This window comes from Pseudomonas nitroreducens, assembly GCF_014204515.1.
GTDB lineage: Bacteria > Pseudomonadota > Gammaproteobacteria > Pseudomonadales > Pseudomonadaceae > Pseudomonas > Pseudomonas nitritireducens_A.
The window spans coordinates 23235-38798 of record NZ_JACHLI010000049.1 but is presented as its reverse complement, the minus strand read 5'-3'; the positions used below and the strand labels follow the sequence as shown (position 1 = coordinate 38798).

Here is a 15564-nt window from a genome sequence, read left to right as displayed (position 1 = left end):
CCTTGAACTACCGATCCCCAAGGGAATTTCGGCGGCGCAAACAGGCAGCAAAATTAGCGTGAGTCCCTGTACTCAGATGCGGGGAGCAGACCACTGGTAGGTCTTAAGGGGCAGTGCAACATCTTCAATGAGTGCCTAGCATACAAACACCCAAGCTACCGCTTTGATGCTCCTGCCAAACAATTCGCCGGGAATTACATTCCTGAGCTTCGCGACGGTGTGCTACACCGGCCAGAGTTGGCGCTAGCGCTCTCATCCAGAGGACAGCTCATCGATAGCACCTGGTTTGAGGAGATGTGGGTATTGGCCACGCAGGAGATGGTTGAGGCGAATCCCGACGATCTTCGGCCATTCCACCCTGTACGCTTTGTCACGTTGGACACTCGCTCAGGGGAAAAGCAAATACCGCTGCATGCTTTCCATAGTCAGGAGCTAGAACGAACGCATATTCGCTCGACCTATGCCACCTGGCTGCCTGGGTTCAAAGAGGAGAAAGAGAGGTATCTCACCGATCCGATTTTTGATCAGCAGCTGAAGGGGTTGACCCTTGGTCTTCGGAGCGCAAATGAAGCGGAGACAGACCTAGATCATGAGCTATTGGTCAAGTGGACGACTGACGAGATGCAATGCGGACTGGATGCACGTCAAGTGGCCGGAATGGTTCTGTGCAGATCCACAGCTTCTTTCCTCTGCCAATTTCCACATCTGGAAGCCTCTCCCGTGGTGATGGATGAGCTTGCAGGTGTCTTGGCCAATCGGGTGCCACTCAAGGCTGGGATTTGCCGGGAGCGCCTTGCTGCAACAGCCGCTCCGCCGGGAAGTTTTCACTTCGCCAAGAACTACTCGATCCCCTTCATTCAGTCGCTTATGTCAGACATGCATTCGTTGGTGGTGCCTTTAGCCAGTGTTTGCTCAGACGACTTCTTCACCCAGCTAATCGGTATCTCAAATAGCAGCCTGCTGTTCGCTAGGATGCTCAAGGAAGTCCTGGGAATGGATGTCTCGGAAAGGGAGGTCTTTATCAATCCATCTCGCTATGAGGCAGAAAAGCTAGCTGTGACCATCCCTGCTGGCGTAGATGTGAGTTTTGGAACTGCCCGAAAGGACACTTCAGATTGGGCAGTGGCAACCCAAGCTGTTTGTCGGCTGCAAGAGGGTTCTTGCACCATTCGAGGGATTCCGACCGACATGAGCTGCGAAGAGCTGATATCCCGGTTCCGGGCTTCATGGGCTAATCCCGAGAGAGAACCCGGCCACTTGGACATACTGGCCGGTCTTGCCAAGGTTGAGGGTCAAGATTCGGTGTTGGCCATGATGGAGAGGCCCGATGACTGGGAGCTTGCGTACCAGGCATTCGGCCCGGATGTTCTGCGGGGCAGGGAAGGAGAGCTGAACGACCGCCTGCAGACCCTGGCGGCCGTTGATGTACTCGGGATCTAGTCCAGGACGTGCTTGGCCGGCTCGACCATGATCTGGCCGGAGATGGTGATCTCCCGGATGACTACGTGTCGCCCAGATGCAGATGCCGGCCCGCGTACTGGTAGCCTAAGGCTGCCGTGCTGGATCAGGCCATCCATGCTGCCAATGCCTCGCTGCAGGCGGTAAACCCGGCCGATCAATGCTGCCCGGTGCTCAAATACAGCGGAGCGAACGGCAGCGATTTCGTCTTCGCGGGCTTTCATCATCCGAGCAACCTTCGCTTTATGTCGCGCCCTGCGCTTCTGGTGGGCCGCCAGTGCGTTAAAAAGTCTTCCGGTGATCCACGGCAGCAGTTTTCCTGAGCGCGTCTTCTGATGGCCTCCCAGGAGGCTCTGGAAGGGCTCGTACTCCTCGAACGGGGAGAGTGTGCCTTGAAGGGTCGAGTTAAGCACTGGGCACCTCGTCCTGATGTTTCGAAGCCTCTGCTGAGAGACGCTGGTCACCTTTTCTGCAGATGGAGTCCATGAGGAGCCAGCCCGACAGATAGCTAAGCCCCACTGCAGCAATGGTTGGCACTAAAATGACACCTCCCACCAGAATGTCGTCCATCGTTTGATTGAAGGTGCCGCCGAACACGATCCAGCTGTGAGGGGCGTAGGTATCGAGAAAAGTGATCCCAAGCAAGGTCTTGATGTTGATGGCGAGGACGCAGAGCTGGCAAAAGCCTCCCAGGAAAAGGAGGGCTCGGCAGAAAGGCCAGAGTACTTCCTTGGCCCAAGGGCGGAGACCTACCTTGAACGATTTTGCCGAAATCCTGCGGGATGTACCCGTGGGTACCGGAGCCTGGCCAGGGATGTTGGTCGACACCTCGGGGTAGGGTGGGAAGGCGCCACCTTCGATCATTTTCATGCTTCGCTGTCCTTTGGTTGCGCTGACCTGGTTGCGCGCGCTGCGATCTTTTCCTGGCCCTTCCTGCAGATCGACTGCAGTAGCGCGCGGGACGCTAAGTGCCCGATACCCAGTAGAGCGAGACCGACGAAAGTAGGGAAAGCGCCCCCCATAACCGCCTCGAACTGGAGGTGGGGTTCGCCGATGAAGAGAATCCATACTCCCGGCGGGTTATCAAAGGGGCTCAGGCCATAGTGGTAAACGGGGCGGTAGAGCAGTATCGAGGCTTGGAAGTACAGCAGGCAAAACCCAAGGATCTCAAGTAGCCCCCTGAGGTACGGCCAGACCTCTTCCGAGATCCACGGGCCCAGGCCTACCGAAAGTGTGTGGAGGTTGCACTCCACCTTCGGCGCTGTGGGTAGGGTCAGTGGAATAGGGTTGAGCTGATCGTCGCTCATTTCTGATCGACTCCCTTTTGCGCGAGTCGCGATTGGCCCTTGTTGCAGACCGTCTTACACCACTCAGGCAGGAAAATCCCAGCCATGATGGTCAGCCAGATTGCGATCACTGTTGGGAAGAAACCGCCGGCCACGGCCATCAGGTTGGCGCTCAAGCTCCCGGTGAACAAAATCCAGATCGTTGGGTGCTGGTTAAAGGGGAAGTAGCCCAGGAAATCCAACAGCTGTGCTACCAGGATAGACACCTGGAAAAGTGCCATGCAGCCCAGGGCGAACTTGGCCGGGCGTGCAAAGGGCGGCCAGAAACAGTCAGTGACCCAAGGCCACAGACCGGCAAGGAATGTCCTTGGAGTGCAGTTTGCCGGGGCTGAGACAGCGGTATGAACCGAGACAGGGCCGTGCGGGTTCTGATCGAGTGATCTCATCACTGCACCTGTTCCGATCCAGTGGGGATGCCTTGAGTGCGTGCCAGCTGGCTCCTACCCTTGTTGCAGAGGTATTCAAGGACTGCAATAGCACCAAGAATCAGTCCGGAAATGGCGAAAACCACAAAACAGACCGCGATGATCGAATTGAAGATCCCGAGTGCCGCGTGCTTCAGGGTCAGGAGATCATCGTTGATGAACAGGGGAAGTACCTGGGCGCAGCCTTGGTCGAACCCATGGATGTAGTTCGACAGCTCACAAATGCCCGGAATGTGTGCAACCAAGAGCCCTACTTGCAGCAGAGCAACAAAGCACAGGCAAGTTGCAACAACTAGCAGTACCAGCTTCACCCCATTGAGCACCAGCCAGAAGGCGGCTTCGAACACCAGGGCGATCACCTTCAGCGCAGCGCGGCAGATGATGCCTGGGGCATTAAGCACCTTGCATACGCCGTGGACTGCCCATGCGAGTGCCCAGATCGACCAGCACACGGCATAGACAACACACAGCAGCAACGGTTTGCAGATCGTGTCATAGATGGCAGGCCACAGGCCGGCGCGCAGGGTATTGATGTCACAGGGCAGCTGGTTGTCGCTGGTGCTCATCGTCAAACCTCGGGGTCTTTGTTCTTGTCGGAGTGCTGCTTGGAGCGCTTTCGGCTCTGGTTACCCATGTGCAGCCAAAGGGCTGTGGCGAAAATGAAAGGGCCAACCAGGCCAAACCAGAGCCCAAAGATCAGAGTCAGCGCGAACAGCCCCATGAGGGTGATCGGTAGGCTGACGAGCACGTTGTTGTTGAAGAAGCACCAGTCGGCACGAGCTGCTAGGGCTACGAGCTCTGGAGGGGCACCGAGCATTGGAGAGGTGATCATCCACTTCCCGGCAACCATCGAGGTCAGGGTGCCGAAGAACGCTAGCACGATCCACGGCGCGGCATCTTGGTACAACCATCTGGTGAGCGCGTAGGTGCTCTGCTTGAGCTTGGCCATCTTGGCAGACATGGGGAGCCTTTCATGGGCTAATGCCGATAGCCAGGCATAGTGGCAGGGGAGTTGTTGGCTTGCAATATGTCTATAAAGGACGCTTTCGTGGGGGCCTGCAGGTGGGCTTTCTACAACGCTCTATGCAGGGTTGATTGTTCTTGGGCAGAATGCTGTTTTGGCAAGAAGTGGCGGAGCATTGAACACCACGCCGCACTATGCCTGGAGCTAGGCAGAATCAGGGTTGTGGGTATGATCTTTCCTGCAATAAACGATAAAAAGAAGCGGTATTTGTTGACTGAAAAAAGTGCATTCAATTATACTTGCCCCAGGTTCGGCGCTAGGCCAAAACGGACGGCAACGGACACAACAGACTGAAATTGAGGGAAACATGCGTTCGATGAAATCCGCTGCCAAGGCGCTCCTGGCTGTCGCCGTTCTCGGTGTGACCCTGCAGGGCTGCACAACCAAGCTGATCGAGGGCCAAGAGCAAGAGCTCGAAACCTATCGCCAGAAAGGCCTCGAAGTTCATGAGAAGAACCCGGCCCTGGCCGCTGGCCTCGGCGTACTCCCGATGGCGGGCTACTTCTATACGGGTCACCCATTCTTGGCGGTAAGTACCCTGCCACTATACCCGTTCCTCGGGCCCCTCTGGATGCCCTTTGACACCCACGGCGCCGCCGAAGCTCGTAACTACTACGCCACCAAGGCTTCGGTAGAGCGCGAGAAGGCCAAAGCCCTGCGTGACCTCGACCACAAGCTCGAGGACAAGGAAATCAGCTACGAGCAGCACATCCGCGAACAGCGTGCTATCGAAGCGAAGTACTCCGGCGTACTCTAAGCCGGCGCCAGTGCCGGCCCTGCGGCCTGCAGGGCCGGTATGCTCCACCCCAGCCAACCTCGAAAAGGATTCGAACATGGCCATTCCGCAGAAAGAAGAACAGCAGTCCGTCGAACACACTATCGGCGAACGCACCTTCAACGCCGTCCGCGTGGACTCCCATTCCCCCTGGCACATCACCTTCCCCGAAGGCGACCGTCACTTCTACGGTGGCGTGTCTGAGCTGAAGGCGGAGATGAAGGTGATCAACGCCCAGATCGAAGCAACCGAAGCCGAAGCAGTGGAGCAAGGGCAGGCACAAGCTGAGTCCTAACCGGCCGCTTTAGCTTGCAATTGCAGATCAGATGATAGCGGCTCCCTGATGGCATATTGCTGTCAGGTGCCGGCATCGATATCATCCCCGCGCAAAACAATCATCACAAAAGGATTGGCGATGAGTACAAAGTATCCCTTCCGCTTCAAGAGCTTCCGGGCAGCACTCATGCTCCTGGTGGTGATCTGGCTCGTTGCCGAGGTTCTGTTCGGCTATATCCGCACCCCGGTGGCAGACCACTATGTCGGTGATGTCTCCATGGGCTTCAACGTCAATGGCTATCCCCACACGACGCCCATCAACGCTCACCTCGAGCTGGACGTCATGGACAAAGGGGTCGTCTATGGCCGCGTGCCGAACGCGCTCGAGGACGGTTTCCGCATCGTCTTCTCGGGCCCGGATATCGAGAAGCTGAAGGCTGCAGGCATCCCGGAGCGCTACACGAAAGTCGATGGCTACCCGGCGTTCTCCAGGTCGTACTGTTCGATAGACCAGGGCGCCCGCAAGTACAACGCTGCCCGTGCCAACGACATCAACGCTGGCGACATGATTTACGTGGATCGAACCCAGAATGGCAAGCTCGTACCGCTGGATAATCCCGCGAACGAGTGCACCGGCATGACGCTGAAGTTCCTGGGCTACAACACCGTTGAGTTCATCATCGATGGCTTCAACAAGAACGTAGTGGTCAAGGCTGATCTGCGCCGCGACACGAATCGGAGCCCGATTCAGTCGTGGATCATGAAGACCCGGAGTTTCTCCGTGTTGTCCTGGAAAGATGGCGCCATCTGAGGAGACGTGACATGCGTGCTTACCTGATTCTCTGGCCGATCTTCATGTTTGCGATTGTCGGCCCGGCTTTCAACTTCGCGGCTATCGCGACCTTCGTTTCCTGGATCGAGCTGAAGTACATCATCCAGGACTTCTACCATGTGTTGTGGGTGCCGAACTTCCTGGCCGACTTACTCGCGTTCTTAGCGTGCATCGTGGCCAAGCTGATACCCAGCTGCCTGACGGTCATCGTCGCGGTGTTTGCTGCGTTCTTGCCGGGTGGTTTCGGTATCGTTCTGTTCAGCTTCATCCTGGCCTTCATCCCGGCTCCGTTTGCGGAGAAGATTCGCCAGAAGCTCGACGCCCGTGATCAAGCCAAGGCTGCACAGGCCGACAAAGCAACCCCGGCGTGACCCCTAAAGGCGGGCCTGAACTCTTCGGCCCGCCGTCCCCAGTCCCCTACGGGGGATTCTCAATCTGCAATCCTCGGCAGCTCCACCCAGGCGGCCGCAGCAATCCTGAGGAAGCCCCTATGCCCGTACCAATCGAGGCCGTCACCGTCGGCTCCAGCTTCAACTTCCCCGGAGGGGAGCGCCGAGTCCTGCAGTTGGCCAACTTCTACCAGGATGGCACCCAGCTGTTCGACGTGATCTGGGGTTATGTAGACGGCAAGATCCGCGAAGGCGCCCTGGGCGGTTGCATGAGAGTCGATGCCTTCGCGGAAGCGGCTACGGCTGCCGATGCGACGGACGTTGGGCCCAAGATGGATGCAGAGGAGGGCGCCCAGCGGTTGCGCAGCCGCGACACCATTGAGCATCTGCTAGCCCCGGTTGATGTCACCCTGCGAACCTCTACTCCGCAGAAGTGGCTATTCTTCGACTTGGTGAACGGGGAGGGATGGGTTCATAACGCGAATGGGTTCCGTCCGGCGCGCCTGGACGAGCTCCATGACCTGGCCTGCGAGGCGGCGCTGAGTGCGAGGATGCTTAAGGACAAGCAGGCGAAAGCCGGGTAAAGAAAAGGGGCGCAGATGCGCCCCTTTTCATGCCTGGATTAGCTTGTGCGGATCAACAAAGGACTCAATCGAGCCAAATAGCGAAATCTTCATAGTTGCAAAGCGTGATGCTCTTTGCCTGTATTCGGAGATTGATATCTCACGCTCAGGGCTTCCCGCTTTTCTTACCTCGAGTTGCGACTCAGTTTGGTCTGTGATCATGATGAGGTTAACTGCGAAAGCAGCATTTTCCACCAAGCTACTGAATCCCTCAGGCATTTTCTCATCGAAGTTCATCACTAGGATGGGGAGAGTCGGTGCACAGATCTCAGCGCCAGCGTTCTGAAGAGCGATGTGGCTGCCTACATACTCTCCAAGAGAGTTCCAGAAAGCGCCCTGCCCGTCAGAGAACAGATCGGCAATTATCACCTGGACAACGGAGCTGGCGGCGATCTGCTCGAAGAACGTGGGTGAGAGTTTGTCCTGCAAGGACGACAGAGTGGTAAGACTGTAAGGCAGCTTCAGTTGCTTAAGAGAGTCTAGAATACTGGGGCAGTTGAAGGAGTCAGCAACAATCAAGGATGGCAGAGGTAGCTCGTTGTCTGCGAAGCTCATGAGCCAGCTCTTCACTTCCCGAGCCTCAACGCCTCTTTTTGAGATAATGACAGAGTGCTTTCGCTCTTGCCGCAATAGAGTCAGGATTTCCGGGAGAGAAGCCGGGTTGGCACCGCTGACCTGCTGAGATTCTGTTTTGCATCTGGCCATGCTGTGAGTTGATCCTGTGGCTGTTGGTTTATATCAACGCAACGTTAACATCGAGGCGTATATCCTGCAATTTCCCTGAAATTCGCACTTCGTTGACAAGTGCATTCAATGCACTTAGTATTCCGTCCTAAGCCCGATTCAGAAAGGATTTGAGAGGTGATGCAATGAAGAAGATTGCACTGAGTTCTACGCGTGAGCAGACCCAATCCGCCCTAGCCGCCGTCTCGGTTTACCTGAAGGTTCTGCTGAACCAGTTCAGCGTGATCGAAGAGTTGGCTGAAGCAGGCACCATCCCCCTGCAGAACGATTCCAATCAGCCACGAGCGCTGGCTACCGACAAGCACCTGGCGGCGATGCTGCAGCCGCTGGTCGCTGCCGAACGTCTCGTCGGCGCCCCGACGGGCTCCGAAGGCATGAACGTACAGCTTTCCCCCTTCGCCCAGGGCGCTCTGTCGGTACAGAAGGCTCTCGACTTCGCTCTCCAGGAACAACCTGGTGACCGCATCAACGTCGAACTCGGCCTGGCCGAAGGCCAAACCCTGGTTAACGCGCTCGACACCTACTCGCGCATCTTGATCGGCCAATTCCAGATCGTGGAAGAGGTCTACCGCGAGTATTCGTTCTTCGACTACAAGGGGAACGACAACGAAGAGTTCTCCCGGCGCATCGAAGTTTGCAATGACGTCCGCGACTTCATCAACACGGCCAAGGCCGTTCTGGGCTACCCGGTGAACGGAAGCCATGGAATCGGCCATCCCCACATCGACATTACGGGCCTCCGGGCTTACGAGCTGAAGAAAGTGGTCAGCAAGGTGATCGCTGAGGATCGCGACCCGAACCCGCCCTTCAAGACTGTCCACTACGACGGGTTGACGCTGCGTTACACCAACGACCCGGAAGCGACGGCCGAGATCAAGGAAGTTGCGGAAGAGGGCGCCTAAGGGCGCCCTTTTCATTGGGGAGCCGTTATTTCCGGCCGTAGATGCTGAAGGTCATGTAGGAAGTCGAATCTGCCTTGGCGGCCGGGTAAGAGACACGCTTCGAGGCACCAACGTAGGACAGATCGCTCCAGTCGACGACGTGCTGATCCTGGGGCACGCGGATCACCGCGAAATCACCCATCCGCATGAACACCGACGAATTGTCTCCAGTGACGGAGTCGCAAGGCAGGAAGGTCGTCTTGTAGAAGTTGATCTTGTCGTTGCGCTTGATCGAACGGTACATGGCGCTGCCAACCTTGGTCAGCAGGGCTGAGTAGGGCAGGTTTGCCGAGATGCCTGACTCCTGGGCTGCCTTGGCCAGCTCTCGGGCGATGCCGGCGAACTGGTCGAAGCCGGCCTCATCGAACTCAACCACCTCAAATGTGATCGTGTAGTCCGACCCATCGTAGGTGTCGCTGTAGACCAGGAGGTTGGAGCCGTTCATATCGGTCTTGGGGTAGGTCGAGTCCGTGATGTACACCAGCCGGCGCTCCACCGGGTTTGTCAGGGTGCCGCCCTGGACAGGGGTAGCGTCTTTTGCCACATCTGATTTAGGGATCTCTGGCGGGGCTACCTCCAAGCCTCCTCCGGTGCTATCTGCTGGCGCTGCTGGTTTGGCTGCAGCCGCAGGTTTCGCAGCTGCAACGGCCGGCTTGGCCGCTGGCACAGCTGCGGGAGCTGCCGCAGCTGGGGTCGGGTTGTTCGGGTCGATTGCTACCGCTGGGGCCGGCGCTGCCACTACGGCACCTGTACCGGGCCTGGATTTGTTCACGGTGATGAAGACACCCAGCTCGTTCCCCGGATCGCTGGTGAGCTTCTCCAACGCGCTGTCGAATTCCCATCCGACCACCAGGCTCTGAAGTCGGATCTCAAATGTCTGTCCCGTCTGCAGGCACATCCCATCACGAGAGGAGGGGGATGAGGTGAATCGCTCGTCGAACTTGTTGGCTTTGACGAAGCGACCTTCGGCATGGCCGACCCATTTCGAGTCTTCCTCCCCCTGTGTCGAACACCCTGCCAGCCCCACCAGTACCAGCCCTAACATTGCGACGCGCATTATTGGCTCACTCCTGTGATGTTATTATGCCGCCTCGAAACGATAGCGCTTCGTATCAGGCTGTCAAAGGGCCCGCACGTCGCCTTCGGCCGGTGCCATGGCCAATGACGCACTGTCTCGCCAGGAAGTGGCATCCCCGGTAAGCTCATACTTCACACCTCCCCATCGGAGCCAAGATGCACCACCTCCCTCTGCGTAGCGCGATCCTCTGGCTGTTTGTCTCCGTGGCATCCGTCAATCTCGTTGAGTCGTTCAGGCTGCATGGTGCCAACACCACCTGGATATACGCCTTTGGCTGCTTCCTGGTCGCCCTCGGCCTGGTCAGAATGGGCGAGTACCTGGTTGATCGACGCCTGAACCAGGTGCTGCCAGGTGGGGATGATGCCTACCGCGAAAAGCTCAAGGACTTCCTCCAGCACTACTACGGGCACTTGCCTTCGTTGGTTCTTCTCGATGGCCACTGTTACTTCCGGTGCTTTGGTAGGGAGTACAAGATGTTTCCGAACGGAGATGTCGTGATCATCGAGCCCGCCACGAAGCTTTAAATCTGCCCCCATCCTGTGGCAATTTAGAGCTAATTCAGCTCTTGGGATGGCGCTATGGGCACCGTCGGAATCTACGTGGCGAGCACGGTATCGGAGAAGTCAGGCCGAGGCGGGTGGTCGTGCGTGGTGCAGTACGGCCACCAGACGAAGGAGTTCTCGGGCTCCTCGCATACGCGCAGCTCCAACCGCCTGGCCCTGCAGGCCATGCTGCAGGCGCTTCATCATCTGACGCATATCACCGAGGGCGCGCAGCTCCACGTCGAGACCAACAACGCCGAGCTGGCTGAGGGCATGGCCGGCGCCCTGGCGAAGTGGAGGGCCAATGACTGGAAGGTCGATGGTCGTCGTCTCCCCCATGAGGGGCTATGGAAGCGCATCCACAAGTTCAGCCGACGGTTCACCGCTGATGCCGAGCTCAACGTCGCGCCGGCCTTCCGCTCGCTGCTGTCCCGCGCCTGCTATCTGGCTACAGACCGCGATCACGATGACCGGCACCTGAGCGCCTACATCGACGGGGCCTACTATCCGGAGATCGGCACGGGCGGGTGGGGCGCTGTCGTCGATGACGGCCGGCGCGTGCATGAGTCCAGCGGCGGTATGCCGGCTTCCGACAACAACGCCGTGGAGCTGATTGCCGCCATCCGGGCGCTGGAGATGCTGCCTTCGGACAAGCCGATCCTGATCTACACCGACAGCGTCTACGTCACGCACAACGTGATGCAGCTACCGCTGATCAAGGAGAACGCTTGGAAGCTCCCGGACTCGGGCAAGTTGGTCTCGAACCGGGAACTTTGGGTGCTTCTCGATAGGCTGATCGCCAGCCACCAGGTAAGGTTCGAATGGGTGAAAGGGCACAGCGGGGTTAGGCACAACGAGACAGCCGACCGGCTTGCGAGGCGCGCAGCAAAGCGCGAGGCAGAGAGGTCGCATAGCTTCGAAATGTGACCTTTATGCATAAATTGTTGATTGACAGGGCGTCAAAGTGTTAAGTTGGACGTTCTTTTTCGCCCTTATTTTCAACAATTTACCGATGGAGCCGTGTTTTGTCTTTCGTTACCCGTACCGGCCTTCTTCTCTCTGTGTCGCTGCTCGCCGCCTGTTCCAGCATGCAGAAACCGAACGTACCAGACGCCGCTGTTGAGCAGTCTGGCCTCATTTCCCAGGCAAAAGAGCCTGTAGCGAAGCCGGCGGCCGCTGCCGTCAAGGCCAAGATTGATCCCAAGGATCATGGTCATCTCTACGGCATTCAACGTGTGAACGCCGCTGACCGCAAGAAAGTCACAGAGCAGGCCACCCCGGCTTCTGAAGTGATCATGGAGGCCATCGGCCTGATCGGCACACCATACCGCTGGGGTGGTACCGACCCGAGCACAGGCTTTGATTGCAGTGGTCTGATCCTGCACGTATTCGGTGACACCGGCATCGATCTGCCGCGCTCCTCTCGCGACATGGCCAGCATGGGTGCTGCCAAGACCGTCTCCCGAGATCAGCTCAAGCCAGGCGATCTCCTGTTCTTCTCGTCTCGTCGCAACAAACGCGTTGACCACGCGGCCATCTACATTGGCGACAATCGCTTCGTGCACTCGCCGTCGCGCGGTGGCCGGGTGCGCCTGGATGACCTCGAGGCTGCATATTGGAAGCGCGCCTATCTTACTGCGAAGCGCGTGCTCTGACCGGCACCTGCAATGAAGAAGCCCGCCGTTTGGCGGGCTTTTTCGTTAGAGGTAGCTGAAAATCTCTTCCAGATCATCGGCTGCCATATCTTTCAGGAGATCGTGCACCTGGTGCCCAAGCGGCGTGAGCCATGCGCCCCCGATTGCTCCGCCATGTTCAAGCCAGCCGGCCTTGTCCATCCAGCAGAGGAAGATGTGGCAGACCCCGTCGTCAGGGATCAGCTTGCTCAGGTTTTCGGTGCGACCTTCGCCTTGCACCGAGATAACCTTCAGCATGTCTCGGATGCGCTCCAAGGCATCGCCCCAGGCCCCGCAGGTGCAGAACCCTGCGTCTTCCATGTTCTTGATGAAATCCTTTTTGCTCAGTTGCTTGTTCATTCGACTTCTTTGATGGTTGGGCTGATCCAGATGAATTCGTTTCCACCCGTTAGGGAATTCTTGGCCTCTCGATTGATCAAGCCCAGTTTGAAGAGAACCTTCAGGCGAGTGCTGGCGTTCGATACGGTAATCCCGAGGGCTTCAGCAACCTGCACGGTAGTGCAGCGCGCCATCGGGGTAACCACTTCAAGGGTGGCCAGGGGGAGGGCTGGAAGGGGTTGACCCAGAAGTTCGATCCCCTTGGGGCCATATCCCCGCATCCTTTCATCGCGGATGTAACAGGCGCCGCTGATGTTATCGAGGACGTCCTGATCTGCATGGGTGACGTAAATTACGCTTTCTTCCCTGTAGAGCTTAACCAGCTGAACGAGGGAGTGCATTGCAAAACTGCAGTCCAGGCGCTCGATGCCAGCCAGATTGATAGCAACCAGGGCCCTGTCCATATTTCGTTCGATGCGTTCAGTCAGTTCGGGGAGGATTTGCTTGCCCAGAGCGCTGCCCAGGGCGTAGGACTGACCGATTACGGAAGCGAGGTTAATGATCATCGCAATCTCCTTTTGCCTGTTAATGCATTCAGGCTAGCAGTGTCTGCAATTTCGCGCAAAAAGAGTTTTGCCTTATAGTTGTTTTAAACCCAAAGCAAGGCACGCCAGATGTCTGAAACCTCCAATCCTAAGCGCCGCAACATCCTCGAGTTCTCCTGGGGATGGCTGAACATCACGGCCGCAACCGAGTATGTCCACCAGGTAGAGCGGAAGATCCGGGCCGGACTCTGCTCAAAGCAGGGCTCAATGGCTGCAGTGTTGCTGCTCGCAGCCCCTAAGATCATCAGCATCGGTTTTCTGATGGCCGTACAGCTGTGGTTGGAGGGCTGGGCCATGATCCTGAACACCTTCTGCGATATCGGTAGGGCGCTCTTGAGGCGTTGAACTTGACGGTCTCCGGCCGCGCCGGCACCATTGTAAGTGTTGCGAAAGTTCCCAAGGGCATTTCGGCCGGGCAATCGGCGATGGTGTCCGAGCCGTGTTGGGGGCTGAGGTCGCCGACTCAGTGGTAGGATCATCCTCGTTGAGGCTGGTTTCCGACCCGCCAGGTGGTGCACCGCCTGGCTGCTAAGCGAACGCTACGACTACCCGCTTGCGCGACACGAGAAAGGGGCCTTTTGGGCTCCTTTTTCATTCGTAATTCGGCTGAAGGTGAAACCGATATAGCCCAGTATCCATGCGCATTTCAGCAGACCGAATCCTGCAATACATACCAAATTGACGGTCGATCCATGACGGCTTATGATCGCTTGAATTTGTGCCCTCACCGTTTGGCTCGCTGAGCTGCCAGGGCTTACTTCTGTCGAGGTTTTGTTCATGTCTGTCAGGGCAGGTTCATCCGGCAACGCTGAATCCGCATTCGTGCGCCATCTCGGAACGCTCCGCGATCCGTCGGCTATGTGGCGCATGTCGTGCGGATATAGCGAGGATGCCCTGGAAGAGCTGGCAGCGCAGCGCCGTGCGCTGGGTATGGACGATCAGTCTGATGAGCAAGCCGCGCAGATCCTCGATGCATACCGCGAGACGCGCCTGCTGCCGGCGCCCTGGAATGGCAGTCGCTTGGCCAAGCTGGTGTCCTACTCGATGCTGGCGCCCCGTGGCGTGAAAAGAGCCGTAGTCTACCTGGGCCTCTTCGTAGCCCTGGTAGGAGGGGCGACTGCAGCAGGCATCTACTCCCTGCGGGATGCCCCGGCCGAGCGCTTCTGGGGTCTGCCAACGGCTGCAGACTGGGCGGCGCTGGCGCCGAGCAAGCAACAGATCCGGGCTTTGATGCCGCAAGCTGAAAAGCCCAACGTTTCCCAGTCCGAGCTGGACGAGAAGTTCGTCGAGTTCTCTGGCAAGGTCGCGGGTTTCACCGCCGGCTTCACCAACAAGGGTGTTCAGAACAATCCCATCGTGAACTCGGTGCTGGCGCAGGCCGCCAGCGTTGCTGAACACCGTCTGGTTGCTCAATACCCGGAGCAGCTGCAGCGTCTGCACACACTGGGCACGTACTTCGCCTGCGATTGCGACGTACAGGTCATGATGCAAAATGGCTCCCTGGCGCGCGAGAGCGGCATCGGCGCCGACGGCCGCATGCACTACTTCGTGAAGATCGTTGCGGTTCAGGACGGCCGGATCGTGGCTTCTCCGATCCTGGCCGCAAAAGACCCTGCTAGGGTTGAGTTTGGTGCATACCAGCTCTACGAGGTCTCCGAGGCGATGTACAACGATCTTTCCTATCCGTACCTGTTCCAAGAGCTGATCAAGGCCGGCGGCTCGATTGGCCGCAAGCCAGCTGGCTCCCTGGAGATCGTTATGCGCCCCCAGGCCCCTCAAACTGAGCAAGCACCCCAATGAGCGTATTCAAGGCCGGCGTGAAGGCGCTTCTGAGGCTCCCTGTTGCGTGCGCGCTGTCAGTGGCTATGGTGGGGTGCTCTACACCCGATTATCCCAAGGTGAAGCTCGGAGAGGCCCCGCTAGCCAAAGATCGCATGGCTATCGCCGTTGACCGCTACCGCGCGCGTCAGGGTGCCTACGAATTCTTCCAGCTCGACCACTACGTGGTTGGCAAGACACTGCTCACCAATGGCGATCAGTGCATCCAGGGCAATCACCTGCGCTGCCTGGAGAAAACCAGAGAGTACCTTGATGCCCTGACCTTGTTCATCGCCTCTGACTGCAAGGCAGTCCTAGCCGAAGGCCGAAGTACGCCAGGCAAGGTCGAAACCCTGGTAGAGCAGCGCAAGGGCAAGCGCACCGCCTACATGGTCACCATGCAACTGGTCGACATGGATGGCCACCCTTTGCCATTCCTTGCTCCCGGCGAGAAGGAAAACCAGGTCGTGCTTATCGACACCTGGATGCAGGAAGTCTCCAAAGCCGATTTCGACAAGATCGAGTCCGGCAAGATCAAACTCGGGCACGTCTTCGGCCTCAAGGCGGCAGGGGAGACCCGCATTGACCTGGGCCAGCCCTCGAAAGCGAAATTCAAGCCGCGCAGTCGCACCTAACCGGCCGCGCGTACCCCCATCAGTCTCCTGAAAGGATCAGA

The 15564-nt window shown here is 57.9% G+C and carries 23 protein-coding genes; 13 read left to right on the top strand and 10 right to left on the bottom strand.

What is annotated here, in order from left to right:
• The first annotated feature begins 303 nt into the window (after positions 1–303).
• A complete protein-coding gene (locus HNP46_RS33430) occupies positions 304–1440 on the top strand; it encodes a hypothetical protein (protein WP_184597815.1) in 1137 nt (378 codons plus the stop codon).
• Here the strand turns inward: HNP46_RS33430 and HNP46_RS33425 are convergent.
• Genes HNP46_RS33425 through HNP46_RS33400 form a run of 6 tightly spaced genes read right to left on the bottom strand, consistent with a single transcriptional unit; the run spans position 1437 to position 4190 of the window.
• On the bottom strand, positions 1437–1871 hold the full coding sequence (locus tag HNP46_RS33425) for a hypothetical protein (RefSeq protein WP_184597813.1): 435 nt from the start codon (positions 1869–1871) through the stop codon (positions 1437–1439). The two genes, HNP46_RS33430 and HNP46_RS33425, sit on opposite strands and share 4 nt — an antisense overlap.
• A complete protein-coding gene (locus HNP46_RS33420; RefSeq protein ID WP_184597810.1) occupies positions 1864–2328 on the bottom strand; it encodes a hypothetical protein in 465 nt (154 codons plus the stop codon). Before HNP46_RS33420 ends, HNP46_RS33425 begins: the two co-directional genes overlap by 8 nt.
• Complete coding sequence (locus tag HNP46_RS33415; protein WP_184597807.1) at positions 2325–2765, bottom strand: hypothetical protein; 441 nt, start codon at positions 2763–2765, stop codon at positions 2325–2327. Before HNP46_RS33415 ends, HNP46_RS33420 begins: the two co-directional genes overlap by 4 nt.
• The gene (locus HNP46_RS33410) at positions 2762–3190 is read right to left on the bottom strand and encodes a hypothetical protein (RefSeq protein ID WP_184597804.1); all 429 of its coding nucleotides are present in this window, start codon (positions 3188–3190) and stop codon (positions 2762–2764) included. Before HNP46_RS33410 ends, HNP46_RS33415 begins: the two co-directional genes overlap by 4 nt.
• Entirely contained in the window at positions 3190–3795 is a 606-nt protein-coding gene (locus tag HNP46_RS33405) for a hypothetical protein (protein ID WP_184597802.1), read from the bottom strand. Before HNP46_RS33405 ends, HNP46_RS33410 begins: the two co-directional genes overlap by 1 nt.
• A 2-nt stretch (positions 3796–3797) precedes the next feature.
• The gene (locus HNP46_RS33400) at positions 3798–4190 is read right to left on the bottom strand and encodes a hypothetical protein (protein WP_184597800.1); all 393 of its coding nucleotides are present in this window, start codon (positions 4188–4190) and stop codon (positions 3798–3800) included.
• 370 nt (positions 4191–4560) lie between these two features.
• On the opposite strand from HNP46_RS33400, the gene HNP46_RS33395 reads away from it, so the two are divergent.
• From HNP46_RS33395 to HNP46_RS33375, 5 genes are all read left to right on the top strand, one after another.
• The gene (locus HNP46_RS33395; RefSeq protein ID WP_184597797.1) at positions 4561–5010 is read left to right on the top strand and encodes a hypothetical protein; all 450 of its coding nucleotides are present in this window, start codon (positions 4561–4563) and stop codon (positions 5008–5010) included.
• 76 nt (positions 5011–5086) lie between these two features.
• Positions 5087–5323, top strand: coding sequence for a hypothetical protein (locus tag HNP46_RS33390; protein ID WP_184597794.1), 237 nt, complete (start codon positions 5087–5089; stop codon positions 5321–5323).
• A 120-nt stretch (positions 5324–5443) separates the two neighbouring features.
• The gene (locus HNP46_RS33385) at positions 5444–6115 is read left to right on the top strand and encodes a hypothetical protein (protein WP_184597792.1); all 672 of its coding nucleotides are present in this window, start codon (positions 5444–5446) and stop codon (positions 6113–6115) included.
• An 11-nt stretch (positions 6116–6126) separates the two neighbouring features.
• Positions 6127–6507 carry a hypothetical protein gene (locus tag HNP46_RS33380; RefSeq protein ID WP_184597790.1) on the top strand — a complete coding sequence of 127 codons (381 nt, stop codon included), beginning with the start codon at positions 6127–6129 and terminating at the stop codon, positions 6505–6507.
• A gap of 119 nt (positions 6508–6626) precedes the next feature.
• Positions 6627–7109, top strand: a complete 483-nt coding sequence (locus HNP46_RS33375) for a hypothetical protein (protein WP_184597788.1) — start codon at positions 6627–6629, stop codon at positions 7107–7109.
• A gap of 27 nt (positions 7110–7136) precedes the next feature.
• Here HNP46_RS33375 and HNP46_RS33370 read toward each other — a convergent pair whose 3' ends face one another.
• Positions 7137–7853 (bottom strand): hypothetical protein, encoded by a 717-nt coding sequence (locus HNP46_RS33370; protein ID WP_184597786.1) that lies wholly within the window; start codon positions 7851–7853, stop codon positions 7137–7139.
• A 164-nt stretch (positions 7854–8017) separates the two neighbouring features.
• Between HNP46_RS33370 and HNP46_RS33365 the strand changes: the two genes are divergently transcribed.
• Positions 8018–8794: a hypothetical protein gene (locus HNP46_RS33365; protein WP_184597784.1), complete on the top strand. Its 777-nt coding sequence runs from the start codon at positions 8018–8020 to the stop codon at positions 8792–8794.
• 25 nt (positions 8795–8819) lie between these two features.
• Here the strand turns inward: HNP46_RS33365 and HNP46_RS33360 are convergent, their stop codons facing one another.
• Entirely contained in the window at positions 8820–9890 is a 1071-nt protein-coding gene (locus HNP46_RS33360) for a hypothetical protein (RefSeq protein WP_184597782.1), read from the bottom strand.
• Between the two features lie 176 nt (positions 9891–10066).
• Between HNP46_RS33360 and HNP46_RS33355 the strand changes: the two genes are divergently transcribed.
• From HNP46_RS33355 to HNP46_RS33345, 3 genes are all read left to right on the top strand, one after another.
• Positions 10067–10435, top strand: coding sequence for a hypothetical protein (locus HNP46_RS33355; RefSeq protein WP_184597780.1), 369 nt, complete (start codon positions 10067–10069; stop codon positions 10433–10435).
• Between the two features lie 54 nt (positions 10436–10489).
• Positions 10490–11380: an RNase H family protein gene (locus tag HNP46_RS33350; RefSeq protein WP_184597779.1), complete on the top strand. Its 891-nt coding sequence runs from the start codon at positions 10490–10492 to the stop codon at positions 11378–11380.
• Between the two features lie 98 nt (positions 11381–11478).
• The gene (locus tag HNP46_RS33345; protein WP_184597776.1) at positions 11479–12108 is read left to right on the top strand and encodes a C40 family peptidase; all 630 of its coding nucleotides are present in this window, start codon (positions 11479–11481) and stop codon (positions 12106–12108) included.
• Positions 12109–12153: 45 nt separating this feature from the next.
• Here the strand turns inward: HNP46_RS33345 and HNP46_RS33340 are convergent, their stop codons facing one another.
• Complete coding sequence (locus HNP46_RS33340; protein WP_184597775.1) at positions 12154–12486, bottom strand: hypothetical protein; 333 nt, start codon at positions 12484–12486, stop codon at positions 12154–12156.
• Positions 12483–13031, bottom strand: a complete 549-nt coding sequence (locus HNP46_RS33335; protein ID WP_184597773.1) for a hypothetical protein — start codon at positions 13029–13031, stop codon at positions 12483–12485. Before HNP46_RS33335 ends, HNP46_RS33340 begins: the two co-directional genes overlap by 4 nt.
• A gap of 108 nt (positions 13032–13139) precedes the next feature.
• On the opposite strand from HNP46_RS33335, the gene HNP46_RS33330 reads away from it, so the two are divergent.
• The 3 genes from HNP46_RS33330 (at position 13140) to HNP46_RS33320 (ending at position 15523) form a co-directional block, all read left to right on the top strand.
• The gene (locus tag HNP46_RS33330) at positions 13140–13415 is read left to right on the top strand and encodes a hypothetical protein (protein WP_184597770.1); all 276 of its coding nucleotides are present in this window, start codon (positions 13140–13142) and stop codon (positions 13413–13415) included.
• Between the two features lie 432 nt (positions 13416–13847).
• Entirely contained in the window at positions 13848–14870 is a 1023-nt protein-coding gene (locus tag HNP46_RS33325) for a hypothetical protein (RefSeq protein ID WP_184597768.1), read from the top strand.
• Complete coding sequence (locus HNP46_RS33320) at positions 14867–15523, top strand: hypothetical protein (protein WP_184597766.1); 657 nt, start codon at positions 14867–14869, stop codon at positions 15521–15523. The genes HNP46_RS33325 and HNP46_RS33320 overlap by 4 nt, the downstream gene beginning before the upstream one ends.
• Positions 15524–15564 lie beyond the last annotated feature (41 nt).